The sequence below is a fragment of the Kitasatospora sp. GAS204B genome, assembly GCF_029892155.1.
In the GTDB taxonomy this organism is placed as follows: domain Bacteria; phylum Actinomycetota; class Actinomycetes; order Streptomycetales; family Streptomycetaceae; genus Kitasatospora.
The window spans coordinates 91,497-114,904 of the sequence record NZ_JARZAG010000027.1; the positions used below are offsets into that span (position 1 = coordinate 91,497).

The window sequence follows — 23,408 nt, forward strand, 5'->3', positions numbered from 1 at the left end:
ACCAGGCGTGGCGCGCGCGGCGCAAGCCATCCGGCGGACGCGAGCACGCGCCCGGCGCGCGTCGGCGCCGCTCGCGCCCCCATGACGGTTAGCGTCGGGAGCCTTGCCGCCCCGCCCGGGGTGCGCCTGTCGACGGAGCGGAGCCGGCCGTGGTCCCCATGACGCTGCAACAGATCGCCGACGCCGTGGGCGGCGTGCTGTACGACGCACCCGATCCCGAGGCGACGGTCGACCGTCCGGCGGTGATCGACTCCCGGCTCGCCGAGCCCGGCTCGCTCTTCGTCGCGCTGCCCGGAGAGCACACCGACGGCCACCTCTTCGCCGGCCCGGCCGTGGCCGCCGGGGCGATCGCGGTGCTGGCGGCCCGGCCGGTGGGCGTGCCGGCCGTGGTGGTGCCCGACGTGCTGACCGCTCTCACCGAGCTGGCCCGCACGGTCGCCGCCCGGCTGACCGGTCCCGGGGCGACCGGCGTCCAGGTGGTGGCGCTCACCGGGTCGGCGGGGAAGACCAGCACCAAGGACCTGCTCGCCCAACTGCTCGGCGCGCTGGACAGCACGGTGGCCACCGCCCGCTCCTTCAACAACGAGATCGGCCTGCCGCTCACCGTGCTCAGCGCCGAGGCCGGCACCCGCTACCTGGTGCTGGAGATGGGGGCCAGCCGGGCCGGGCACATCGCCCACCTGACCGGGATCGTGCCGCCCAGGGTGGGTCTGGTGACCAACGTCGGCACCGCCCACCTCGGGGAGTTCGGCGGCAGCAAGGAGGCGATCGCCGCCGCCAAGAGCGAGTTGGTGGCGGCGCTGCCGAGCGACGGGCTCGCGGTGCTGAACGCCGATGACCCGTACGTGATGTCGATGGCGGCTCGGACGACCGCCCCGGTGCTGACCTTCGGCTGGGCGGCCGGGGAGGTCCGGGCGGAGCGGATCGAGCTGGACCAGGCCGGGCGCCCGTCGTTCACCCTGACCTACCGGGGCGCGCGGGCCCGGGTCCGGCTCGGGATGTACGGCGAGCACCACGTGGCCAACGCCACGGCGGCCGCGGCGGTCGCCCTGGGACTGGGCGCCCAGCTCGCCCAGGTCGCCGAACTGCTCTGCGCGGCACGGCAACTGACGTCAGGTCGGATGGAGGTCAGCGAGCGCCCGGACGGCGTCACCGTGGTCAACGACGCCTTCAACGCCAACCCCGACTCGATGGCGGTGGCGCTGCGCGCGGTGGCGGCGATGGCCGGCGGGCGCCGGCGGGTGGTCGCGGTGCTGGGGGAGATGCGCGAGCTGGGCGCGGCCTCGATGAGCGAACACGCCGAGCTGGGGCGGCGGGTGGCGGCCTCGGGCGTCGCCCGGCTGATCGCGGTGGGCGGCGGCGAGGCTGCCCTGACGCACGGTGAGGCCGTGGCCGGCGGGGTGGCGAGCACGCTGGTGGCGGACCGGGAGGCGGCCCTCGAGCTACTGCTCGGCGAGCTGCGCCGCGGAGACCTGGTGCTGCTGAAGGGGTCGCACACCGCGGGCCTGGAGGAGGCCGCGCGGCGGCTCACCGAGCCGGTGACGGTGGGCAGTTGAGACCGGAGACAGGTGGGCGCCGCTGATTGCGCCGACCACGTCACAGGTCGGTGAGCGGGACTTCCGGGTCGGCCAGTTGCTGCGGGTCGACGGTGCGCCCGGAGCGGACCAGCTCGCGGATCGGGTCGGTGACGTCCCAGATGTTGACGTTCATGCCCGCGAGGACCCGGCCGTCCTTGAGCCAGAACGCGATGAACTCGCGCCCAGGGACGTCGCCGCGGAAGACCACCTGGTCGTAGCCGCCGGGTTCGACGTAGCCGGTGTACTCCATGCCCAGGTCGTACTGGTCGGTGTAGAAGTACGGCACCCGGTCGTAGGCGACCTGCTGGTCGAGCATCGCGCGGGCGGCGGTGCGGGGCTGGTGGACGGCGTTGGCCCAGTGCTCCACGCGGATCGGGCGGTCGTACAGCGGGTGCTGGGCCCTGGCCACGTCGCCCGCGGCGAAGATGTCCGGGTCCGAGGTGCGCAGGCTCGCGTCGGTGCTGATGCCGTCCGACACCGCCAGGCCCGCCTGCTCGGCCAGCGCCGTGCTCGGGCGGATGCCGACGCCGACCAGCACCGCCTCGGCCGGCACCACCGTGCCGTCGGCCAGTTGGACCCCCGTCACCGCGCCGTCCGCGCCCAGGATCTCGGTCACCTGGACGTTGAACCGGAACTCCACGCCGTGCTCCCGGTGCAGCTCGGCGAAGACCTCGGCGACCTCGCGGCCGAGCACCCGCAGCAGCGGCAGTTCGAGCCACTCCAGCACGGTGACCTCGACCCCGGCGGCCCGGGCGGCGGCGGTCACCTCCAGGCCGATCCAGCCCGCGCCGATCACCGCGATCCGGCTGGCGGACCGGAACAGCGCCCGCAGCTCGTCGCTCTCCGCCACTCGGCGCAGGTGGTGCACGCCCGCAAGCCGGGCCCCCGGTACCGGCAGGTGGCGCGGTGCGGCCCCGGTGGTGAGCAGCAGCCTGGCGTAGTCGAGGGTGCTGCCGTCGGCCAGCGTGAGCCGGTGGGCGGCCGGGTCCAGGTCGGTCACGGCGGTGCCCAGGCGCAGGTCGATCCGCTGCTCCTGGTACCACTCGGCGGGGTGCACGAAGATCTTCTCGCGGGGGTCCTTGCCGAGCAGGTAGCCCTTCGACAGCGGCGGCCGCTCGTAGGGGAGTTCCTCCTCCTCGCCGATCAGCACCAGCGGGCCCTGGTACCCCTCCTCCCGCAGGGTCCGGGCCGCCTGGGCTCCGGCCAGGCCCGCTCCGACGATGACGTGGGCCGTGGCGGCGTCGTCCATGCTCGCTCCTTGCTCGCGATCGGGTGGCGCTCGGTGCGCCAGGGCGTGTCCCAGGTCCGGTGCGTCCATCAGAACCGGTCCGCGGCGGCGGAGCGAGCCTTGACACGCGAGCGCCGCCCGTTCGGGATCCTTCCCGGCGCGGGCGGCACCCAGCCGGCCTCAGGCGACGGACTCGCTCGTGGGCGGTCCGCCGAGGGCGTTGCGCTTGTGCGGCATCGTCAAGGTCATCATCCGCCGGCGCCCGCCGCCGAACCGCTCGTAGGCGTAGACCCCGTGCACACCGGCGGCGAGCACCGCGGCCTTCGCGCGCGGCCAGCGCAGGATGTCTCCCAGGTGCGCCAGCACCGCGAGGCTGACGTCCCGATAGGTGCGGATCTCGGCCTGCGAGGTCTCCTGAAGGATGGTCAGGATCAACCGCCCGTGCCCGGTCGCCGCCAGCCGCAGCAACTCCTCGTGACAGTAGGCGAGGTGGTTGTCCTCGTCGGCGGAGATCATCCGAACCGCGCGCCCCACCTCCGGGTGACCGTCGAAGACCTTGCGCAGCAGCTGCATCTGCTCGGCCGCCCGCTGCTCGGTGACCCGGCTGTGCGCCAGGTAGACGATCACGTCCCGCTCGGTCAGCGGCTCGTCGCGGCGCAGCCTGGTGTGGGCCAGGCCGATGCCCTGGTGCTCCAGGATCATCGTGTAGTCGGTGTCGTCGGGTACCGGGACCGGCGGTAGGCCGCGCTTGTGCAGCAGGGCGTTGAAGATCCGGCCGTGCTTCTCCTCGTCGGCGCCGTGCCGGGCGATCTTCGGGGCGAGCTCTTGGTCCTCGACCAACTGGGCGATCCGCCCGTTCTCCCAGCCGCCCTGGTCCTCGCCCTTGGCGGCGATGGAGCAGAACAGCTGGAAGGCCTGGTCGTTGTCGTGGATCTCCTGGAACAGACTGCGGGCTGAGAGCACCTGGACCACCTTCGCGCGGGACCTGATCATCGATCAGTGAACGCAGCCCGGCACCCCGGCGGCAACAGCTGACCCGCCTGCTTGGCCCGTCCGGGGGACCGCCGTCGCGCGGACGGCCCGCATCGGCGGTCGGCGCGGGCGATTGGCAACGGCTGTCAGTCGATCGGCACGGAGCGCAGGTCGCGCACCGTGCGGGCGAGCGTCCAGGCCGGGATCAGCAGCGCCGCCCCCGCCGCGATGGCGAGCGCCCCGGGGTGCGGGTGCGTCGTCGCGCTGCCGAGCACCAGGGCGCCGGCCAGGGTGGTCGCGGCGGCGAGCGTGCCCAGGCCCAGGCGCAGCCGGCCGGAGCCCGGTGCGAGCAGGACCGGCGCGGTGAGTGAGGCGAGGACCCGGCAGCACTGGACGGCGCCGATCGCGATCGCGCCCCACCAGGCGGTCGGCACGGCGTAGCGCCAGGGGGTGGCGGCGAGTGAACCCGGCGCCAGGTGGGCCGCGGCCAGCGCGCCGGCGCCGAGCAGCGCCGGGCCGCCGAGGCGGCGGACCACCACCTCGGCCAGCAGCAGGGCCGTGCTGCCGGTCAGCCTGGGCAGCGGGGCCACCAGCGCGAGGCCGAGCATCAGCAGGGTCAGGCAGGCGGTGGCCGGCCAGTGGCCGCTGGGCCGCACGGTCAGCGGCACGCCCTGCTCGGCGGCCAGCCGGCCGAGCCCGGCACTGGCCAGCACGGCGGCCACGCCCAGGGTCGCCGCCCGCTGCCCGCGCTGCAGGCGGGAGTCGGCCGGCCAGAGCAGCGGATGCAGCCACAGGTCCGCCATGGTGAGGATCAGCCCCGGCCAGGACCGCCAGCCGGCCGCCCTGGTCTCGGCCTCCAGCGCCTCGCCCCAGCGTTCGCGAAACGCGCCCGGGTAGAGCCTGACCAGGAGCTGATGAGGCCTCAATTCGTGCTCACCCCAAGGCTTTTCAGGCCGGCCCTGGCAACCTTGGCCATGGCGCGCAGCTCCTGCTCCAGCACCTGCCGGCCTTTGGGGGTCAGCCGCACCGGCCGCTGGCGCCCCTGCCCCTCGGCGGGCGTGATCAGCTCCTTGGCCTCCAGTCGGGTGAGCGCTCCGTAGAGGCTGCCGGGCCCGAGCCGTTCGCCGACCAGCTCCTCGATCGCGCTGTTGATGGCGTAGCCATGCAGCGGCCCGTCCGCCAGCACGCACAGCACCAGCGTCTGGGCGTCGTTCGCCTGCATCGCGCGGCGCTCCCTTCCCCTCTCGGCCTGCGCGCTCACGATACTACGCGCTGGGTAGTACTTGCCGCGTAGTACGCGGTGTGTACTATTCGGGCCATGGCCGATGACGAGACCGTCGAACCGCCTTTGGCACCAGGTGCCGTGACGACATCTCAGCCGGCCCTGCCGAAAGGACTTGAACCATGCGGATGACCGACCCGCTCTACGCGCTCTACGCGCGCCGACTGCGCCGGCAGCTCAGGGACCGGCAGCGTGGCGGCCGGCTGCCCGAGCACATCGGTCTGATCATGGACGGCAACCGCCGCTGGGCCAAGCAGATGGGCATGGCCAGCCCCAGCCTCGGCCACAAGTACGGCGCCGAGCACGTCGAAGAGGTGCTCTCCTGGTGCGAGGCGTTGGAGATCAGGCACGTCACCGTCTTCGTCTGCTCCACCGAGAACCTGCGGCGTCGCGGCGATGCCGAGGTCGCCTTTCTGATGCGGCTGATCGAGCAGGTGGTGGCGAACAAGCTGGCCGGGCCCGACGCCCGCTGGCGGGTGCACATCGCCGGCACGCTGGACGTGCTGCCCGACTCCACGGCACACGTCCTCAAGCACGCCGTGGACGCGACGCGCGACTGCGCCACCGGCGCGCACGTCACCCTTGCCATCGGCTACGGCGGCCGCCAGGAGGTGATCGACGCCATGCGCGAGCTGATGACGGAGCGGGCCGAGGCCGGGGAGTCGCTGACCGACCTGGCGGCGAGTCTGACCGCCGAGGACCTTTCGGGGCACCTCTACACGGCCGGGCGTCCCGATCCCGACCTGGTGATCCGCACCAGCGGGGAGCAGCGGCTGTCCAACTTCCTGCTCTGGCAGAGTGCCTACGCCGAGTTGTACTTCTGTGAGGCCTACTGGCCGGCTTTCCGTGAGGTCGACTTCCTGCGCGCGGTGCGCAGCTTCGCCGCCCGTCAGCGCCGCTACGGCGGCTGACCTGCCGCAGTGGACCGACGGGCGGCGGATCGTCGCACCGCGCGGCTGCGGACCGGTCGGTTGCGGGGCGGACCCGATCTCCGGGAGTCCGCTCGCCGTGCGGTGTGACGATGGCATGATGTCCCGGCCATGACTGCCACCCCCGTGATCGCGGCCGGGCCCGCACCGGGCCGGGCCGCCGCGCTCGACCTTCGCGTCCTGCGGGCCCTGCCCTTCGCGACGGTCAGCGTCGTGCTGGCCGTGGCCGGGCACGCGCTGGCCTCCGGTGCGGGGGTGCCGCTGGGCACGGTGCTGCTCGGGTGGGGGCTGACGGGCGCGGTGGCGGTCTGCGGGGGGCGGCGCGAGCGCTCGTTGCCCGCGATCACCGGCGCGCTGGGGGCGGCTCAGCTGGGGCTGCACCTGCTCTTCCACCTCGCCCAGACGGCGCGCGGGGCGGGCGGGCCGGGGATGACCGGGATGAGTGGCATGGCTGGCATGCCCGGCATGAGTGGCATGAGTGGCATGAGTGGCATGACCAAGGTGCCTGACCTGCCGGCAGCCGGCGCTCCCGTGGCGCCGCATGCTGTCGGTTGGGGCCACGCGCTGCTGCTCGGCCTCACTCCTGCCATGCTGGCCGGCCACCTGGCGGCCACCGTGCTGGCGGGCTGGTGGCTGCGGCAGGGCGAGGCGGCGCTCTGGCGGTTGGTCCGGCTCGCCGTTGCCACCGCTGAGGTCTGGGCGGTGGCGCCGCGCTGGGTACTCGCGCTCCACGCCGCGCTGCGCGAGGGACTCGGGGCGCGGTGGCGGCGTGCCGCCCGGCCGGTCCCGTCTCGCGCCGAGGCGCGGCGACTGCCGTCCGCGGCGCTGCTGCGGCACTGTGTGATCAGACGGGGACCGCCTGGCGGACCGGTCGGCTTGCGACCCCTCCGCCAGTCCTGATCACCGCCGCACGCACCGCCGCCCACTCGGGTGGGCGTGAGCGTGCCATGCCCCAGTACGGAGAACACATCCTCATGCGCAGGTCTCCAAAGTCCCGTTCCCGTTCCCGCGCCCGTCGCGCCGCCGCCGTCGCCGCGCTCGCCGGCGCCGCCGTGTTGCTGGTCGCCGGACCCGCCTCGGCGCACGTCACCGTCCAGCCGCCGAGCGTCGCGAAGGGCGCCACCGACCAGACGTTCGCGTTCCGCGTCCCCAACGAGGAGGACAGCGCCAACACGGTGAAGGTCGAGGTCGACTTCCCGACCGACCACCCGATTCCCTCGGCGCTGGTCGCGCCCGTGCCCGGCTGGACCGACCAGATCCAGACCACCAAGCTCGCCACCCCGATCCACACCGACGACGGCGACATCACCGACGTCGTCTCGCAGATCGTCTGGACCGGCGGCCAGATCACGCCGAACCACTACCAGGACTTCACGGTCGACTTCGGCGCCCTGCCGGACGGCACCGACCAGGTGGTCTTCAAGGCGCTGCAGACGTACAGCGACGGCAACATCGTGCGCTGGATCGACCTGCAGAAGCCCGGCCAGCCGGAGCCCGCGCACCCGGCGCCGGTGCTGAAGCTGACCGATGCCACCGCCGCTGCCACCACCGTGGCGGCGCCGAAGAGCGGCAGCGACTCCACCGCCCGGGCGCTCGGCATCGCCGGCATCGTGCTCGGCGTGCTCGGCGCGGTGGCCGGGGTGCTGCTCGGCCGGCGTGGCAAGGGCGGTGGCGGCGACACCTCCGTGGCCTGATGTCCGGGCGGGTGCGGGCGCACAGGCCCGCACCCGCCCTTCGCCGATCCGGCCGGTGTCCCGGTCAGGGCCGGGCCAGGCGGCGTTCGCCGGCGGCGCCGATCTCGTAGGGCAGCTCGTAGTGGGCGAAGACGGCCGGCTCGTCCTCGGCCGGCAGCACGGCGTCGGTGCCGATCGACGGGGCGTTCTTGACCTGGTTGCGGGGGTACTGGACCTTCAGGTAGCCGGGCCCGACGGTGGCACCGGCGAGCGGGACGAACGCCAGGCGGTGCCGGGTCAGCAGGCCGACGGTGACGGTGGCGAAGGCCGGCAGATCGGTGCGGGTGTCGACGTAGATCGCCTCCAGCGGGCCGATCTTGCGGCCTTCAGGGTCGACCACGTCGTGGCCTCGCCACTCCCTGATGTCCTCTGGCTCGAACACCGTGTGACCCTCCTCATCGCGTGCGGCCGGGACCGAGCGGACCGATCGGGCCGGCCGTTCCATCGTCACGCGCCCGCGCCCGGGTGGCGCGCCGAAGCGCGCGGGCGCTGTGAGCGCGCAACGGTCGGCGCCGTGCAACACACCCGACACCGGAGGTCGTTCCGGCAGGGGGCCGTGGCGGGGGCTAATGGCGGTACGACCTCGGCACACTCCGGTGGTCGGTCGTGACTCTCCGCTCTCCGGCCCCCCAGGGTCCAGTCTCCTGAAGGAACGTCATGTCCAGCCTGGTGAACCCCGTGCTCGCGCGGGTCCTCGTCTCCGCCTTCCAACTGTCCGACGACGCGCTGCTGCCGACCGCGACGCTGGAGGAGCTGGGCCTCGACTCGCTGGCCGTCGTCGAGCTCAGCGACATCCTCGCCGAGGAGCTCGGCGTCGCGATCGTCGACGGCGAGCTGGCCGCGGCGGCGTCGCTGGGCCGGATCGGCGAGCTGCTCGGTGAGCTGTCCGGTGCCGACCGTGATGCCACGGCGCAGCTGCCGTGAGCGCGGAGATCGCCGTCACCGGGGTCGGCGCGGTCAGCCCCGCCGGGATCGGGGCCCAGGCGTGCTGGCGGCAGGTCTGCCTGGGCGCGCCCAATGCTGCCGTCGACCCCGAACTGCGGGGACTGCGACCGGACTTCTCCTGCCGGGTGCCCGAGTTCGACGCCGCCGCGCGGCTCGGCGCCGGCCTGGCCAGGCGGACCGACCGGTTCACCCAGTTCGCGCTGCTCGCCGCCCGGGAGGCCGTCACGCAGGCCGGCCACGACCCGGCGGGCTGGGATCCGGCGGGCTGGGACGGCACGAGGGTCGCCGTGGTGACCGGCTCCGCCTTCGGCGGGGTGGGCACGCTGGTCCGGCAGGCCGGGGTGCTGGCCGAGCGTGGCGCCGGGCGGGTCTCGCCGCTCACCGTGCCGCTGGTGATGGCCAACATGAGCGCCGGGCAGCTGTCCGCCGCGTTCGGCGCGCGCGGGCCCAGTCTGGCCGTCGCGACCGCCTGCGCCTCCGGTGCCACGGCGCTCGGGGTGGCCCGCGATCTGCTGCGGGCCGGAGCCTGCGACGTGGCGCTGGCCGGCGGCACCGAGGCGGCCGTCGACCGGCTGACGGCCGCCGCCTTCGCCCGCCTGGACGCGCTCGCGCCGGGGCACCAGGACCCGGCGGGCGCGTCCCGCCCGTTCGACGCCGAGCGGCGCGGCTTCGTGCTGGCCGAGGGCGCGGCGATGCTGGTCCTGGAGCGGCTCGCCGACGCTCGGGCGCGCGGGGCGCGGGTGCTCGCCCGGCTGGTCGGCTACGGTGCCGCCGCCGACGCCTACCACCCGACGACCCCGCACCCGGCCGGGCTCGGTCTGGAACTCGCGCTGCGCCGCGCGCTGGCGGACGCGGGCGCCCGACCGGACGAGGTCGACCATGTCAACGCGCACGCGACCGGGACGCCGCTCGGTGACCTGGCCGAGGCGCGGACCCTGCACCGGCTGTTCGGCGCCACGCCGGTCACCGCCACCAAGGGCGCGCTCGGCCACACCCTGGGCGCGGCCGGCGCGATCGAGGCCGTGCTGACCGTGCTGACGGTGGCCGAGGGGCTGATCCCGCCGACCGCCAACCTGGTGAAGCAGGACCCCGAGATCGAGCTGGACGTGGTGCGCGACGCGCCGCGGCCGGCTCGGATCGAGCTCGCGCTGAGCGACTCGGCCGGCTTCGGCGGGCAGAACGCGGTCCTGGCCTTCGCGGCGGCCTGAGCGCCCGGACGACCCCACGGACGAACGCACGGACGACCCCACGGATGACCCCACGGATGAACACACGGATGAGGACGCTGATGAGTACCCGGCCGAAGGTGCTGCTGGTGCCGGGGATCGGATCGCTGGTGCCCGGCAGCCTCGCGCCACACGCTGATCGGCCGCCGGTGCGCGAGCTGCTGGCCCGGCTGGCGGCAATGCCGCCGGGGGCGGCGGCTGTCGCGCTGCTCACGGGCGCGGTCGACCGGGCCGCGCCGCCGCCGGACGAGGTGTGCGCCCAACTGGCCGGCTACGCGCAGGCGGTCGCGTTCTGCGCGATGGCCGGGACGTGGCCGGTGCGGGCAGTGCGGCCGGAGCGGGCGGTCCGGACGGTGCTGCTCGGGCACAGCCTGGGCGAGCTCGCCGCCTTCGCGGCCGCCGGTGTGCTGACGTTCGAGGACGGTGCGCGGCTGCTGCTGGCCTGCCTGCGCCTGCGGGCAGAGCTGGGGGCGCCGGCAGGCGGGTTGCTGGTGCTGCGGCTGCCGGCCGCCTCGGCCGGGCTGCTGCTGGCCCGGGCCGAGCTGCCGGGGCTGGTGCTGGCCTGCGACAACGGCCCCGAGCAGAGCGTGGTCGGCGGACCGCGGCCGGCCGTCGAGGCGCTCGCGGCGCTGGCCAGGGCCGACGCCGTCACCTGCACCCTGCTGCCCACCCGCACGCTCTTCCACAGCCCTGAGCTGGCACCGGTCGCGCGCCGGGTCCGGGCGCTGGCCGAGACGGTGGCGTTCCGGGCGCCCCGGGTGCCGGTGCACGACCCGCTGTCCGGCCGGCCGTACCGGTCGGCCGCGGAGTTCCGTGACGGGGTGACCCACCATCTGGTGCACCCGGTCCCGTTCCGTCGTTGCGTGGCTCTGCTGCGGGCGGCCGGCGTCGCCGAGTTCGCGGAAGCCGGACCGCGCGCGCTGCTCAGCCGGTTGACGGCCGAGCAGCGGGACGTGGCGGTCAGGCCGGGGTGAACGGGCTGGGCGGCTTGGGGATGCCGGCCAGGCCGCCGTCGGGGACCGAGACGCCGCCGTCCAGCAGCAGGGCGTGGCCGGTCAGGTAGCCCGCGGCGGGGGAGGCGAGGAAGAGGGCGGCGGCGGCCACCTCGGCCGGCTCGGCCCAGCGGCCGAGCGGGACGTGGGCCAGCAGCCAGTCGCTGAGCGGGCCGTTGGTGTGCGCGAAGGCCGTCATGTCGGTGCGGGTCCAGCCCGGGCACAGGGCGTTCACCCGGATGCCCTGGCGGGCCCAGCCGACCGCCAGGCTGCGGGCCAGCGAGACCTGGGCCGCCTTGGAGACCGCGTACGCCTCCATCATGGGCGTGCCGATCACCCCGGCCACCGAGGACATCAGCACCAGGTTGCCCGCGTCGCTCGCCGCCAGGTGCGGGTGCGCGTGGCGGCAGAGCGCGGCGGTGGCGTTCAGGTTGATCGCCACCACCTCGTCCCAGGCCTGTTGCGGCAGCTGCTGAAGCGGCGTCAGCAGCGGTGCGCCGTCCGGTTGCGAGGGCAGGATCCCGGCGTTGTGCACCACCAGGTCCAGACCGCCGAGCAGCCGGGCCGCCTCGTCGACCACCCAGCCGGGCTCCTCGGGTATCGCCAGGTCCCCGGGCACCAGGACCGCCGGGGTGCCGAGCGCCGCGACCTGCTCGGCGGTCGCCTTCAGCGCCTGCGCGCTGCGGGCGCTCAGCGCCAGCCGGGCGCCGGCCTGGGCGAAGGCGACGGCCACCGCGCGGCCGATCCCGCGCGAGGCGCCGGTGATCAGCGCACGGGTGTTGTCGAGGCGGAAGCTGTCGAGCGTGCTCATGCGGGGCTCCTCGGTGGTGAGAGTGGTGAGAGTGGTGACCGTGGTGCTGGTGGGGCTGCTGGCGCTGGTGGTTCCGGCAGGGCGATGGCCGGGGCGCCGGTCCAGGTCAGCAGGGTGCGGCCCCAGGTCAGGCCGGCGCCGAAGACGCAGATCAGGACCTTGGCCCCGGCGGGCAGCGCCCGTGTGGCGGCGGCCGAGGCGAGCGCGAACGGGGCCGAGGCGGCGCCGATGTTGCCGGTCCGGTCCCCGGTGACGATCAACCGTTCGGCCGGGACGCCGATCTCGGCACCGAGCCGGCGCAGCAGCACCGGGTTGGGCTGATGGGCGATGACCGCGTCGATCGCGTCGAGCTTCAGCCCGTGCTCCTGAAGGCACTCGGCGACCAGCCGGGGGAAGACCACGGTGATGAAGTCGCGCACGGCCCGGCCGTCCATGTGGATCCGGTGGCCGCCGTCGGCCAGGCTGGCCGGCCCGGCGGGTCGGCGGCTGCCGCCCGCCGGGATCAGCACGTGGTGGGCGCCCCGGCCGTCCGAGCCGAGCCGGAAGCCGTGGAAGCCGGTGCCCGGCGGCACTTGGCCGAGCACGGCTGCCGCCGCGCCGTCGGCGAAGAGCACGGCGGTGCCCCGGTCGGCCGGGTCGATGAACTTGGAGTAGGCCTCGACGCCGACCACGGCGGCGTACCGGGTCCCGGGGTCGGCGCCCAGCCAGTCGTGGGCGACCTTGGTGGCGAAGAGCCAGCCGGAGCAGGCGGCGCTCACGTCCAGTGCGGTCGCGCGCTCGGCCCCCGTCAGGGCCTGCACCCGGCAGGCGGTGGCCGGGCCCAGCTCGTCCGGTGTGGAGGTGGCGACGATCAGCAGCCCGAGGTCCGCCGGGCCGATCCCGGCGGCCAGACAGGCGGCCCGCACGGCCTGGGCGGCCAGGTCGGAGGCGGCCTCGCCGGGTGCGGCGACGTGGCGTCGGCGCACCCCGGTCCGCTCGGTGATCCAGGCCGCGCTGACCCCGGCCGCGGCGGCCACCGCCTCGTTGCCGCGCACCTCGGCGGGCAGGTAGCTGCCCATGCCGAGGATGCCGATGGGCGTGCGGTTCACCGGGCACCTCGTGGCCAGTCGAGCGCCGCACCGAGTGCGGCGGCGTAGTCGGGCGCGCCGAGCGGGACGTCGGCTCCGGCGGCGCCGGGGTCCAGGGCTTCGGCGATCGCGGGCAGTTGTGGGGTCAGCTCGTCGCAGAGCTCGTCCATGGCGGCCGGCAGCCGTCGGGCCGCGCCGGGCGTGAGCAACTCGGCGGCGAGCAGCGGGCCGGACAGGCGGCGGGCCTGGACCAGGCCGTACAGGGCGGCCAGGGTGGTCAGCGGGTCCCGGGGGCCGGCGGTGGCGGGCTCGGTGGCCGAGGCCGGCGCCGCGGCGACCGCGTCGGCGGCCAGGCCCTGCGCGGCGACCTCGCCGAGCCGCAGCGCCTGGTCCAGCAGCGGGTTCCACAGCGTCAGGTCGCGGGCGCCCTGCGCCTCGTGGCGTCGCAGGTCGGCGTGGAGCTCGGCGGCCAGCCGGTGCCGCAGCACCGCCGCCGCGCGCGGCCACCAGGCGGGGTCGGTGAGGTCGGTCGGGGGTGGTGGCGGCGCCTGGTCCGGCGGTCGCTCCGCCAGTGCGCGGCCCGCGTCCAGCAGGATCAGCGTGTTGTCGCCGCCCGCGTTCTCGAACGCCCGGGCCAGACCCAGGTAGCCGGACAGCCGGTTGATCGCGAAGAAGCCGGACACCCCGCAGCGGTGCTGGCACTCGCCGACCAGCCGCGCGGTGCTGCGGGTGGCCAGCGCCTTGTGCAGGGCCAGCGACGGGTCGACCGCCGCCCAGGGCGAGAAGGTCATGGCATGCGAGGCGCCGGTGCTCGGCGCTCCCGCCGACCAGCCGGCCAGCGCCTGCGCCGCCGCCCGGCGCAGCGCCAGGGCCTCGGCCAACGCACCGAGCACGGCGTGCTGTTGGGTCCGGTAGGCGAGCACAGGCGCGCCGGGTGCCAGGCCGCCGTGCGAGCGCCGGCTCACGCTGAAGCGCCAGGCGAGGACGGCGCTGCGTGCGGCCAGCGCGGCCATCGCGGACGGCAGGGTGGCCCAGAGCGCCTGGCCGACGCTCAACGTCCGCCGCAGCCGCGCCTGGGCCCCGCCGACCGCGTCGTGGAGCGTCCCGTCGGGGGTCAGGACGGCGCCGTCCCGCAGCCAACTCCGGTACGGCAGCCGGAGCTGCTGGAAGCGGACGGCGGCGTAGGGCAGCGGCAGCGCGTCGAGCGTGATGGGGCTGGAGATCGACACCCCGGGGACCGGCCGGCCCCGCTCGTCGGTGAGGTCCACCAGGAAGGAGAACACCCCCGCGTCCTGGCCGGCGCAGATCAGCCGGGCGCAGACCGCGGCCTTCTGCGGCAGGCCCCGGGCGGCGACGCTGGAGAACTTCGCGGCTCGCGGGTCGGGCGTGTGCAGCGTGAACTCGCGTGCCGCCGGGTCGAATCGGGCCGTGGTCCGGATGCCCAGGTGGCTGCTCGCGTCGCCCAGCTCGGTCACCAGGAACGACCCCTTGGCGCGGGCGTGCGCGAGGTCCCCGCCGGGGTCGGCGTCGGGCGAGCCGAGCAGCGCCACCGATCCGGCGCACAGGATGTAGTGGGAGAGGAAGGTCTGGTAGAGCGGCGGGTCGGCCAGCGCGGTGGCCGCGCTGAGCGCGGCCAGCAGGGCGGGGTCGGCGAGCACCTCGGCGGCCGGCGGTAGCGTCGCGGCGAGTTGGCGGAGCATCAGATGGGAGTTGAGGTCGTCGGCCAGCGGGTCCGGCTCGGTGGCGAGCCGGCGGCTCTTCAGCAGGCCGGCGAGCCGGTCGGCGAGTTGTTCGGTGAGTTGTTCGGTGGGCTCGGGGTCGTCGATCGGGTTCGGCCGGCCGCTGATCGGTGTCATCGGTTTCATGGCGCTGCCCTTCGGGCGGGGTCGGTCTGCGTGGCGGCGGCATCGCCGCCGATCGCGGTGCTGGGGCTGATCCGGTTGCGGCTGGTGGGGAAGTTCAGCTCGGCCAGCGGTGCGCGGGCCTCGGCGGCCGGCACGACGCGCCGGATGCTCCCGCTCAGCGCCTGCCCGGTGCCGGTCTCCAGCACGAGCGTCCCCGGGCCGACCGCCCGGCGCAGGACCGGTGGCAGCTCGGCGGGGCGGACCAGGCAATTGGCCAGCGCGCGCGGCAGGTCGCTGGTCGGGGCGTAGGCCCGGCCGGCCACCGCGGAGTGGACCGGCAGCCGCACCGGTGCGAACGGCAGCGAGCGGGCGTAGGCCTCGAACTCGGCGGCCTGCCGGTGCAGTCCCGGGTGGTGCGCGCGAAACGGCAGCCGCAGCCGGGTCGTCTCGATCCCCGCGGTCCGAGCCGCCCGCTCGGCGTCCAGCAGGGCCGCCGGCGGTCCTGAAACCACCGTCTCGCCAGGGTCGTTGACGCAGGCGACGACCACCTCGCGGGCTCCGCACCGGGCCAGCAGCGCGCGCACGCGAGGGGCCGAGGCGTGCAGCACGGTCAGTCCGCCGTCCGCGCTGTGCAGCAACTGGCCCAGCCGGCAGGAGAGTCGGGCACCGTCCGCGACCCGCAGCGCACCGGCGGCGGTCAGCGCCGGGATCTCGCCGAAGCTGACCGCGAACAGCCGGTCGGCCGGCAGCCCGCGCCCGCTCAGGAGCCGGTGGACGGCCAGGCAGACGCCGAACAGGGCGAGTTGGGCCGTGCCCGGCGCCTCGGCGGCCAGTGTGGCACCGCTCGGCGGGGTGGAGTCGAGCAGCCGGGGCCCGAGCGGCCGGACGTCGAACTCCGCGCCGACCGGGTCAGCGACGCCGAAGACCTCGGCCACCGCCGTTCGCAGCTGCGGGAGAGCCGCCAGCGCGCGAGCCAGCGGGGAGAGCGGGAAGTCGCCCTGGCCGGGGAAGGCGTGGACGATCGGCCGCCGGACCGCGCGGTCACCGGGACGGGGCATGGCGGTCGCTCCTTCGGGTGCTGGGTCTGGCCGGTGGGTGAGGGCAGGTGGTGAGGCCGGCTCGGTGGCGCCGGGCGATGGTGTCGGCCGGTGCTGCCCAGCCAACAGCACCGCCGTCGGCCGCCGGGGCCGGCCGGCGGGGCCAAGGTGTTGAGCGCGGACGGACGTTGCGCGACCGACCCGGCTGATGGTGCGTCAGATGGGTTCGCTCCGGCGCACGGGCGGATCGCCGGTGTCGGCCCGGCGGCGCCGCACGCCTGCCGGTCTCTCCACGCGCCACTCGCGCCGTGATCGTGCGCGGTACCACCCTGGGGTGTGAGAGCGCAGGGCGCTCGGTCGCCTCCCACAAGGACAGCAGCGATGACCGCTACCCGTGTCCCCAACCAGCACCTGCGCGCCCTGCTGGCCGAAGCCGGCTGGAGCGGCGAGGAGTTGGCCAGAGCCGTCAACCGGGCCGGGGCGGCCGACGGCTACCGGTTCCGCTACGACCGCACCGCCGTCGCGCACTGGCTCAGCGGCTCGCGCCCCGCCGCCCCCGTCCCGGCGCTGGTCGCCGAGGTGCTCTCCCGGACGCTCGGCCGCACGGTCGAGGTGGCCGACACCCGGCTGGCCCGCCCGTCCGGCCGCACCGCGGCGGCGGCCGGGACGCCGGAGCAGGGGACCGCCGAACCGATCGGCGCGTTGCTGGCCCGCCTGGCCGAGGCCGCCGCCGACCCGCCCGGCGTCGCCGGTCCGGTCTACTCGCTGGCCCGTCGCCTGGTTCCCGCCTACCCGGCCCCTGCCGGGGTCCGCCTGCTGCCGCCGGCCGCGCCCGCGTCCTCGGCGGCCACCCGGGTCGGCGGCGCCCACCTGCGCCTGGCCCGCGACCTGACGGCGCTCCTGCTGGTCGCCGACGAGGCGCTGGGCGCCGACCGCTGCCGCCCGGTGCTGACCGGCCTGCTCGCCACGGTGCTGTCCGACTGGCTGCGGGCCCCGGCCGCGCCCGCCGTGCGGCGTGAACTGCTGCTCGTCACCAGCCGGCTGTCCTACCTGGCCGGGTTCGGCTGCTTCGACGGCCAGCGCCAGGGCGCGGCCCAGGCGTACTACCGGCTGGCCGGGCAGCTGGCCGCCGAGGCGGCCGACCCCCGGCTGCACGCCATCGCGCTGCGCGGCCTCAGCGTGCAGGCCCACTACCTCGGCCGTCGCCGCCGGGCCCGCGAGCTGGCGGACGCTGCCGGCGCCCATCTGGCACTGCTGACGCACCGTCAGAAGGCTTTCGTGCTGGGTCAGCAGGCGCTGGGCGCGGCCGGCTGCGGTGACCGGGCCACTGCCTTCGCCCAACTCGCGCGGGCTCAGCGCTCCTTGGAGCGCGCGGAACCCGCGTCGCTGGATCTGGCCGGCTACCACTGGGCCGCCTACGCACACCAGGAGGCCGAGGTGCTCGCCGCCCTGGGCGACACCGCGGGCGCGGTCCGGTCGCTGATCCGTTCGCTGCGCGAACGCCCACCCGGCGAACGCCGGGCCCGTGCCACCACCAACGCGCGCCTCGCCCAACTCCTGCTCGACCGCGGCCTGCTCGACCGCGCCTGCGCCACCTGGCACGCCGTGCTGGACGACTACCCCCTGCTCGCCTCCGCCCGGCTGCGCACCGCCGTCACCACCATGCACGCCCGGCTGCGGCCGCACGCGGGGAGCCCGGCGGTGCGGGCACTGCTGACCCGGGCGGCGCTGGTGGTGGGCGTGGCGGGGCAGCTGGCGTCCGGCGGCTGACCGGCACCGCCGCCCGTTGGGTGTCTCAGAAGAGTGCCTGCTGCGCGCCCGTCGGCGCCGGGCGGCGGCGGTCGGCCAACAGCAGGCCGGCGCACGGGGCGTCCTGGCCGGCAGTGAGGGTCCAACCGGCCAGCCGGCGGGTGTCCAGCAGGAGTGGCTGCGGGTCGGCGGGGGTGTCGAGGAAGAGGTGCCGGCCGATCGGGGCGCGCAGCTCGCCGCTGAGCGTCGCGCCGTCGCTGAGGGCGGTGATGGCGCGGTAGGCGGCCGGGGCGCCCGCCGTCAGGCCGAAGAGCGGGCGCTGATCGACCACCGGGTGCTCGGGGTAGCGGTCCAGGGCATGGCCGGCCAGCAGCTCCAGGGCCCGGGCGCGGCCGGCAGTCAGCTCCTGGTGCGCGCTGCGCTGCTCCGGAAGGCGCCACCAGTGCTCGACCTTCGTGCGCACCGGGAAGCGCTCACGGGCGATCCGGGCGCCGGAGACGGTCAGTTCGGCGCGGCGGACGGCCGGCAGCGGGCCGCCGGCGAGGATGGTGAACGCGATCGCCGCCTGTTCGGCGAGCCGGCTGGTGCCGCGATGGGCGCCGGTGAGGCCGACCTTGAGCAGGCCGGTGCCGAACCACGCCAGGTAGAGGCGGTAGTCCCGCCCGTCGTCCAGCACCTGATCGCGGGCCAGCCGCAGGCCGTGGTCCGCGCTCTGGCAGGCCGGGCACTGGGCACTGGCTGCTGCGGGCTCGACGGTGGCGCCGTGCGGGCAGGGCCGCTGCCCGACCTCGCTGCCGAGCCAGGCGCCGACACACCGCCGCGGACCGAGCAGGCGCCAGCTGACCCGAGTCCCGGCGGTGAGTTCGCGGACGTGCTCGCGGGTGCCGCAGGTGGCCGTCAGGGCTGCTCGGGCGCCGTCCCAGCGCAGCCCGTGGGCGAGCCAGCCGCTCATCGGCTCCGCACCGCCTTTCGCTGGTCTGCCGTCGCGCTGTCGTGGTCTCGTTCTCGTGCTCTCGTAGTGCGGGTGAGGCTACCGTTCGGCACTGACAGCTCAGCTGCGAATGGGCCGCCGAGTGTCGGGGCGCGCTGCTACGCTGGTGAACATGAGCTTCCTGAAGCATGCCGCAGAGACGACGACGCCGGACCAAGTCCCGGCGCGCTGACAGCTGCTTCTGTCCGACCAGCCCCGGGGCGAGTGCCCCGGGGCTTCGTCGTACCGGCACTCGCTCCACCATCGCGAGGAGTGCCCACCATGAACGACCAGCAGCGCCAAGACGTCTGTGACCGCGACCGCCCCGACCACCGCAAGCTCGGCCGCGAGCTGGAACTGTTCGACACCGACCCGCTGATCGGCGCCGGCCTGCCCTACTGGCTGCCCGCGGGGGCCGCCGTGCGGCACGCGCTGGAGGAGTACGTGCGCGAGCTCGAGCGCCGGGCGGGCTACCGGCACGTCTACTCGCCGGTGCTCGGCAAGCGTGAGCTGTACGAGATCTCGGGCCACTGGGCGCACTACCGCGAGGACATGTTCCCGCCCATGGAACTGGGCGGCGACGAGGTGGTGCTACGGCCCAGCCTCTGCCCGCACCATGCGGTGATCTTCCGCTCCCGGGCCCGCAGTTACCGCGAACTCCCGCTGCGGATGGCGGAACTGGGCGGCATGTACCGCGCGGAGCGGTCCGGGGTGCTGGGCGGGCTGACCCGGGTCCGGTCGATCCAGCTCAACGACGCGCACATCTTCTGCACCCTGGACCAGGTCGCCGAAGAGGCCAGGGCCGCGCTGGGGTTGATCCGCGAGGCCTATCGGGCCCTCGGCATCGAGGCGGTGCGCTACCGCCTCTCGCTGCCCGGCGCCGGGAACAAGTACGTGGCCGACCCGGCGATGTGGCAGCGCGCGGCCGACCTGCTGGTCGGTGTGCTGGCGGAGGCCGGGATCGACTACGAGAGCGCGGAGGGCGAAGCCGCGTTCTACGGGCCGAAGATCGACGTGCAGATCGCCGACCCGGCCGGGCGCGAGGCGACCCTCTCCACCATCCAGGTCGACTTCCACCAGCCCGCCCGGTTCGACCTGCGGTACATCGGGCCGGACGGCGCCAAGCACCGTCCGGTGATGGTGCACCGCGCGGTGATCGGCAGTGTCGAACGGGCGGTCGCGCACCTGATCGAGCAGCACGCGGGCGCCTTCCCGGCCTGGTTGGCGCCGGTGCAGCTGGTCGCGCTGCCGGTCGGTGACGCCGAGCTGCCGGCCGCCGCGGCGCTGGTCGAGCGGTGCCTGGCAGCCGGACTGCGCGCCGAGTTGGCGGATCCGGAGGAGGGCAGCCTGGGGGCCAGGATCCGGGCTGCCCGGCTGGTGCCGTACCAGGCGGTGATCGGTGGGCGGGAGGCGGTCGCGGGGTCGGTCGCGCTGCGGCTGCGGGACGGGCGCCGGCCGGCCGAGCTGCCGGTCGCCGAGGCGGTCGCCCGGATCCGGCAGGCGGTGGTGGCGCGGCGGATCGAGCTCTGGGACGACGCGGCGCGGGCTGACCAGGTAGCGATCGGCCGCCGCCCCGGCTGAACAGGTAGCGATTGGGAAGATCGGCAGGTGATCTGATGAACAGTCAGCTATCGTGCCAGGTCGGCGAGTCGACGGGCGACTGTCAGTGCCGGGTGCAAGGCTGGGCGGCGCCAGAGAGTAACCAGTCACCCATCAGCTCTTGAGAGGGCAGGCGCCATGCTCACCACCGACTTCGTGCCCGGCTCCCCGTGTTGGATCGATCTCGGCGCGCCGGATCTCGCCGCCGCCATCGCGTTCTACCAGGCGGTGCTCGGCTGGGAGGCCGAGTCCGCCGACCCGGAGGCGGACGGTTACAGCCTCTTCCGGGTGGCCGGCAAGGCGGTCGCCGCCGTGGGGCGGCTCACCGAGCCGGGCGCCCGGTCGGCCTGGACGATCTACTTCAGCACCCCTGATCTGGACGCGCTGACCGAGGCCGTCCGGCAGGCCGGAGGCGTCGTGCGGCTCGCCCCGACCGAGGCCGGCAAGGAGGGACGGCTGGCCCAGTTCACCGACCCGCAGGGCGGCCAGTTCGCGGCCTGGCAGTCGACCGGCATGCCGGGCTTCGAGCTCGCCGACGAGCCCGGCGCTCTCTGCTGGACCGAGCTCTACACCATCGACGCGGCCGGCGCGAAGCGCTTCTACGGCGGCCTCTTCGGCTGGCAGACCACCGACGTCCCGATGCCCGGCGCCGAGGGGACGTACACCCTGCTGGCCCCCGCCGCCCTGCCGCCGGAGCGACAGTTCGGTGGCCTGCTGGAGCTGGCGCCCGAGGACCTCCCGCTGACCGGCGGCCTGCCCTACTGGCACCCCGTCTTCACGGTGGCCGACTGCGACGCGACGGTCGCCAAGGTCACCGCGCACGGCGGCACCATCCAGATGGGTCCGGTCGACGCCCCGAACATCGGTCGGATGGCGGTCTGCGTCGACCCGGCGGGTGCGGATTTCGTGGTGCTCACGCCGCCGAAGGGCTGATCGGGAAGCGGCTTCCACTCTGCTGACGGACCGTCAGAGTTCCGGTGCCAGCTGGGCCCAAGGCCGTTCGGCCTCCAGTTGGGTGGCGAGCGCGAGCAGCGTGCCCTCGCCACCCAGCGGGCCGACGAACTGGACGCCCAGCGGCAGCCCGTCCGGGGTCCGGTAGGTCGGCACGCTCATCGCCGGTCGGCCGGTGAGGTTGGCCAGTTGGGTGTACGGCGTGGCCGACAGGTTGGCGATCACCGCGCGTTCCCAGGCCTTGGTGCCGACCAGGGTTCCCAGCAGCCCCAGCCGCAGCAGCACGGAGGCCACCGCGCGGACCGGTCGGGGCGTGTCGAGTTCGCCGATCCGGACGGCGGGCCGGGCCAGCGTCGGGGTGAGCAGCAGGTCGTACCGGGAGTGGAAGGCGGCCAGCTCGCGGTTGTAGCTGTTCCAGCGCTGGTGGGTCGCGTAGTAGTCGGGCGCCCGCAAGGCGCGACCGGCGGCGGCCAGCACGTGGGTGTCCAGCTCGAAACCGTCCCGACCCGCGCCGGTGGTCCGGCGGATCTCGTCCACGGTGTGGGCGAGTTGGACGCACCACATGGACAGGAAGTCGAGCGCCAGGCGGTGCTCGTCGATGCCGGTCTCGGCGGGCTCGACGTGGTGGCCGAGCGCGCCGAGCAGCTCGGCGGCGTCCTCGACGGCGGCCACGGCCTGCGGGTGCACCGCGGTGCCGAGCGGGGAGCGGGTGCTGAAGCCGATCCGCAGCCGCTCGGGCACCCGGCGGGCGAGTTCGGCGTACGGCGTGGCGGGGCGGGCGGTGAGGTAGGGACCGCCCGGGTCGGAAGCGGCGGTGAGCACGTCGAGCATCGCCGCCGAGTCGCGCACGCTGCGCGAGAGCACTCCGTCGGTCGCGGCGCCCATCAGGTGCTCGGCGGCCAGCGGTCCGGCCGGGACCAGACCGCGCCCCGGCTTGAGGCCGAAGAGCCCGCAGCAGGCGGCCGGTATCCGGATCGAGCCGCCGCCGTCGTTCGCCCCCGCCATCGGCACGATGCCGGCGGCGACGGATGCCGCCGACCCGCCCGAGGAGCCGCCGGGAGTGCGGGCCAGGTCCCACGGATTGCGGGTCGGGCCGTTCGCCTCCGGCTCGGTGATGCCCTTGGCGCCGAACTCCGGCGTGTTGGTCTTGCCGAACACCACCAGCCCGGCCGCCAGCCAGCGGCTCACCACCTCGCTGTGCCGCTCGGCAGGGCGGTCGCGCAGCGCCCGGCAGCCGCTGCCGGTGGGCAGCCCGGCGTAGTCCTGCATCAGGTCCTTGAGCAGGAACGGCACCCCGGCGAACGGCCCGGTCAGCGGGCCGGCGGCACGGCTCCTGGCCGGCTCGTGCATCGGCCGCACGATGGCGTTCAGCCTGCCGTTGACGGCCTCGGCCCGGGCGATCGCCAGCTCGAGCAACTCGGCCGCGGTCACCTCACCCGCGGCGACGAGCCCGGCCAGGCCCACGGCGTCGTGGCTGCGGTACTCGGTGTAATCCACTGGGCGGTCCTCCGGGACGGACGGTGACGGGTCGTCGGGGATCGTACGCGTGGCCGCCCGTCGTCAGGAAGGGCACCGGCGCTGCCCGGCGGTGCTCGTGGTGACCTGGCCGTACCTACCGCGTCGCGCAGTACGCCGGCTGAGCGGACGGGGCTCAGGCCGCGCGGGCCCGGTGCAGCGAGGCGGCCTTGGCCAACGTGGCGAGGCCCCGGCCGTTCAGCGGACCGCCAACCGCCACCTGATCTCCCCGTCATGCCACTGGCCCGTGGGAGTGAGTCCGGCTGCGGTGGCGACGGCGGCGGATGCCTTGTGGTCGGGGTGGATGTGGGCGATGACCGTGTCCACCGGGTTGCTCTGGAGCCAGGTGACGAGTCCTCTGGCCGCTTCGGTGGCGATGCCGCGCCGTTGCCAGGGGCTCCCCACCACCCAGGCGATCTCCGCGGTGGCTGCGCGCTCGTCGGCGGTGACCGTCGCCTGTACGGTGCCGGTCAGGCAGGCTGCGGTGCGGAGTTGGATCGCCCAGTTGCACCAGGATTCGGCGGGGTCGGGTGAGCCGGCGACCCAGCGTTCGTAGCGGGCGCGCAGGGCCTGTGCAGTGTCCGGCGTGCCGCCGATGAAGGTGTGCAGGCCGGGGTCGGACAGTACGGTGGCCATCTCTTCGGCGTGCTCGACCTGCAGGGGCAGCAAGGTCAGCCGGTCGGTGTGGATGGTTTCGGGCCTGAGAGTGATCACGCTGCCTCCTGGTCGGAACGTGCGATGAGTATGCCGCCGGACAGGACCTAGGGGTGGCGCCAGGTGTGACGCTAGTAGGGCTTGGTCAGGTTCGTGTGGGTGTGGGTATGTCGCGGTGGCAGGTAGGGCATGCGCCGGCCCAGGTGGCGAGGAGTAACTGCAGCTCGCGGATGACCTGATAGAGGCTCAGACCGGTGTCGCTTCTTTTGGGGCACGGGTCAGCCTCCGCAGGGTGCAGAAGGCGTGGGCGAGGGAGGTGAGGGTGAC

Annotated in this window: 22 protein-coding genes; 10 read left to right on the plus strand and 12 right to left on the minus strand. The window is 75.0% G+C overall.

Annotation, left to right across the window (positions count from 1 at the left end; all coding sequences use genetic code 11):
- Positions 1 to 149: 149 nt before the first annotated feature.
- Positions 150 to 1,556 (plus strand): UDP-N-acetylmuramoyl-tripeptide--D-alanyl-D-alanine ligase, encoded by a 1,407-nt coding sequence (murF, locus tag P3T41_RS29840; RefSeq protein ID WP_280693666.1) that lies wholly within the window; start codon positions 150 to 152, stop codon positions 1,554 to 1,556.
- A 40-nt stretch (positions 1,557 to 1,596) separates the two neighbouring features.
- Here murF and P3T41_RS29845 read toward each other — a convergent pair whose 3' ends face one another.
- The 4 genes from P3T41_RS29845 to P3T41_RS29860 all read right to left on the minus strand — a co-directional run bounded on the left by P3T41_RS29845 (position 1,597) and on the right by P3T41_RS29860 (position 4,999).
- Positions 1,597 to 2,826: an FAD-dependent oxidoreductase gene (locus P3T41_RS29845; RefSeq protein WP_280693667.1), complete on the minus strand. Its 1,230-nt coding sequence runs from the start codon at positions 2,824 to 2,826 to the stop codon at positions 1,597 to 1,599.
- A gap of 159 nt (positions 2,827 to 2,985) precedes the next feature.
- Positions 2,986 to 3,768, minus strand: a complete 783-nt coding sequence (locus tag P3T41_RS29850) for a ferritin-like domain-containing protein (RefSeq protein WP_280693668.1) — start codon at positions 3,766 to 3,768, stop codon at positions 2,986 to 2,988.
- Positions 3,769 to 3,923: 155 nt separating this feature from the next.
- Positions 3,924 to 4,703 (minus strand): hypothetical protein, encoded by a 780-nt coding sequence (locus P3T41_RS29855; protein WP_280693669.1) that lies wholly within the window; start codon positions 4,701 to 4,703, stop codon positions 3,924 to 3,926.
- Positions 4,700 to 4,999 (minus strand): helix-turn-helix transcriptional regulator, encoded by a 300-nt coding sequence (locus P3T41_RS29860; protein ID WP_280693670.1) that lies wholly within the window; start codon positions 4,997 to 4,999, stop codon positions 4,700 to 4,702. Before P3T41_RS29860 ends, P3T41_RS29855 begins: the two co-directional genes overlap by 4 nt.
- Positions 5,000 to 5,181: 182 nt before the next feature.
- Between P3T41_RS29860 and uppS the strand changes: the two genes are divergently transcribed.
- The 3 genes from uppS to P3T41_RS29875 all read left to right on the plus strand — a co-directional run bounded on the left by uppS (position 5,182) and on the right by P3T41_RS29875 (position 7,682).
- On the plus strand, positions 5,182 to 5,970 hold the full coding sequence (uppS, locus tag P3T41_RS29865) for a polyprenyl diphosphate synthase (RefSeq protein WP_280693671.1): 789 nt from the start codon (positions 5,182 to 5,184) through the stop codon (positions 5,968 to 5,970).
- Between the two features lie 129 nt (positions 5,971 to 6,099).
- Positions 6,100 to 6,888, plus strand: a complete 789-nt coding sequence (locus P3T41_RS29870; protein ID WP_280693672.1) for a hypothetical protein — start codon at positions 6,100 to 6,102, stop codon at positions 6,886 to 6,888.
- 74 nt (positions 6,889 to 6,962) lie between these two features.
- Positions 6,963 to 7,682, plus strand: a complete 720-nt coding sequence (locus P3T41_RS29875) for a YcnI family protein (protein WP_280693673.1) — start codon at positions 6,963 to 6,965, stop codon at positions 7,680 to 7,682.
- 64 nt (positions 7,683 to 7,746) lie between these two features.
- On the opposite strand, the gene P3T41_RS29880 is transcribed toward P3T41_RS29875, so the two are convergent.
- Positions 7,747 to 8,103 carry a PRC-barrel domain-containing protein gene (locus P3T41_RS29880; protein WP_280693674.1) on the minus strand — a complete coding sequence of 119 codons (357 nt, stop codon included), beginning with the start codon at positions 8,101 to 8,103 and terminating at the stop codon, positions 7,747 to 7,749.
- 275 nt (positions 8,104 to 8,378) lie between these two features.
- On the opposite strand from P3T41_RS29880, the gene P3T41_RS29885 reads away from it, so the two are divergent.
- From P3T41_RS29885 to P3T41_RS29895, 3 genes are all read left to right on the plus strand, one after another.
- Positions 8,379 to 8,645 carry an acyl carrier protein gene (locus tag P3T41_RS29885; RefSeq protein ID WP_280693675.1) on the plus strand — a complete coding sequence of 89 codons (267 nt, stop codon included), beginning with the start codon at positions 8,379 to 8,381 and terminating at the stop codon, positions 8,643 to 8,645.
- Entirely contained in the window at positions 8,642 to 9,874 is a 1,233-nt protein-coding gene (locus P3T41_RS29890) for a beta-ketoacyl-[acyl-carrier-protein] synthase family protein (RefSeq protein ID WP_280693676.1), read from the plus strand. The genes P3T41_RS29885 and P3T41_RS29890 overlap by 4 nt, the downstream gene beginning before the upstream one ends.
- An 80-nt stretch (positions 9,875 to 9,954) precedes the next feature.
- Positions 9,955 to 10,866: an acyltransferase domain-containing protein gene (locus P3T41_RS29895; RefSeq protein WP_280693677.1), complete on the plus strand. Its 912-nt coding sequence runs from the start codon at positions 9,955 to 9,957 to the stop codon at positions 10,864 to 10,866.
- Here the strand turns inward: P3T41_RS29895 and P3T41_RS29900 are convergent.
- From P3T41_RS29900 to P3T41_RS29915, 4 genes are read right to left on the minus strand one after another with little or no spacing between them, the layout of a single operon-like run.
- Positions 10,853 to 11,695 (minus strand): SDR family oxidoreductase, encoded by an 843-nt coding sequence (locus tag P3T41_RS29900; protein WP_280693678.1) that lies wholly within the window; start codon positions 11,693 to 11,695, stop codon positions 10,853 to 10,855. The two genes, P3T41_RS29895 and P3T41_RS29900, sit on opposite strands and share 14 nt — an antisense overlap.
- Positions 11,692 to 12,783 (minus strand): ketoacyl-ACP synthase III, encoded by a 1,092-nt coding sequence (locus tag P3T41_RS29905; RefSeq protein ID WP_280693679.1) that lies wholly within the window; start codon positions 12,781 to 12,783, stop codon positions 11,692 to 11,694. Before P3T41_RS29905 ends, P3T41_RS29900 begins: the two co-directional genes overlap by 4 nt.
- The gene (locus tag P3T41_RS29910; RefSeq protein WP_280693680.1) at positions 12,780 to 14,618 is read right to left on the minus strand and encodes an acyl-CoA dehydrogenase; all 1,839 of its coding nucleotides are present in this window, start codon (positions 14,616 to 14,618) and stop codon (positions 12,780 to 12,782) included. Before P3T41_RS29910 ends, P3T41_RS29905 begins: the two co-directional genes overlap by 4 nt.
- A gap of 5 nt (positions 14,619 to 14,623) precedes the next feature.
- Positions 14,624 to 15,664 (minus strand): acyltransferase domain-containing protein, encoded by a 1,041-nt coding sequence (locus P3T41_RS29915; RefSeq protein WP_280693681.1) that lies wholly within the window; start codon positions 15,662 to 15,664, stop codon positions 14,624 to 14,626.
- Positions 15,665 to 16,024: 360 nt separating this feature from the next.
- Here P3T41_RS29915 and P3T41_RS29920 point away from each other — a divergent pair, with 360 nt between their 5' ends.
- Complete coding sequence (locus P3T41_RS29920) at positions 16,025 to 17,413, plus strand: hypothetical protein (protein ID WP_280693682.1); 1,389 nt, start codon at positions 16,025 to 16,027, stop codon at positions 17,411 to 17,413.
- Positions 17,414 to 17,438: 25 nt separating this feature from the next.
- On the opposite strand, the gene P3T41_RS29925 is transcribed toward P3T41_RS29920, so the two are convergent.
- Entirely contained in the window at positions 17,439 to 18,344 is a 906-nt protein-coding gene (locus P3T41_RS29925; RefSeq protein ID WP_280693683.1) for a DUF2797 domain-containing protein, read from the minus strand.
- Positions 18,345 to 18,644: 300 nt separating this feature from the next.
- On the opposite strand from P3T41_RS29925, the gene thrS reads away from it, so the two are divergent.
- Together thrS and P3T41_RS29935 are read left to right on the plus strand one after the other, a co-directional pair.
- On the plus strand, positions 18,645 to 19,943 hold the full coding sequence (gene thrS / locus P3T41_RS29930) for a threonine--tRNA ligase (RefSeq protein WP_280693684.1): 1,299 nt from the start codon (positions 18,645 to 18,647) through the stop codon (positions 19,941 to 19,943).
- 156 nt (positions 19,944 to 20,099) lie between these two features.
- On the plus strand, positions 20,100 to 20,894 hold the full coding sequence (locus P3T41_RS29935; RefSeq protein WP_280693685.1) for a VOC family protein: 795 nt from the start codon (positions 20,100 to 20,102) through the stop codon (positions 20,892 to 20,894).
- Between the two features lie 33 nt (positions 20,895 to 20,927).
- On the opposite strand, the gene P3T41_RS29940 is transcribed toward P3T41_RS29935, so the two are convergent.
- Both P3T41_RS29940 and P3T41_RS29945 read right to left on the minus strand, forming a co-directional pair.
- Positions 20,928 to 22,409, minus strand: coding sequence for an amidase family protein (locus tag P3T41_RS29940; protein WP_280693686.1), 1,482 nt, complete (start codon positions 22,407 to 22,409; stop codon positions 20,928 to 20,930).
- 216 nt (positions 22,410 to 22,625) lie between these two features.
- Positions 22,626 to 23,141: a GNAT family N-acetyltransferase gene (locus P3T41_RS29945; RefSeq protein WP_280693687.1), complete on the minus strand. Its 516-nt coding sequence runs from the start codon at positions 23,139 to 23,141 to the stop codon at positions 22,626 to 22,628.
- Positions 23,142 to 23,408 lie beyond the last annotated feature (267 nt).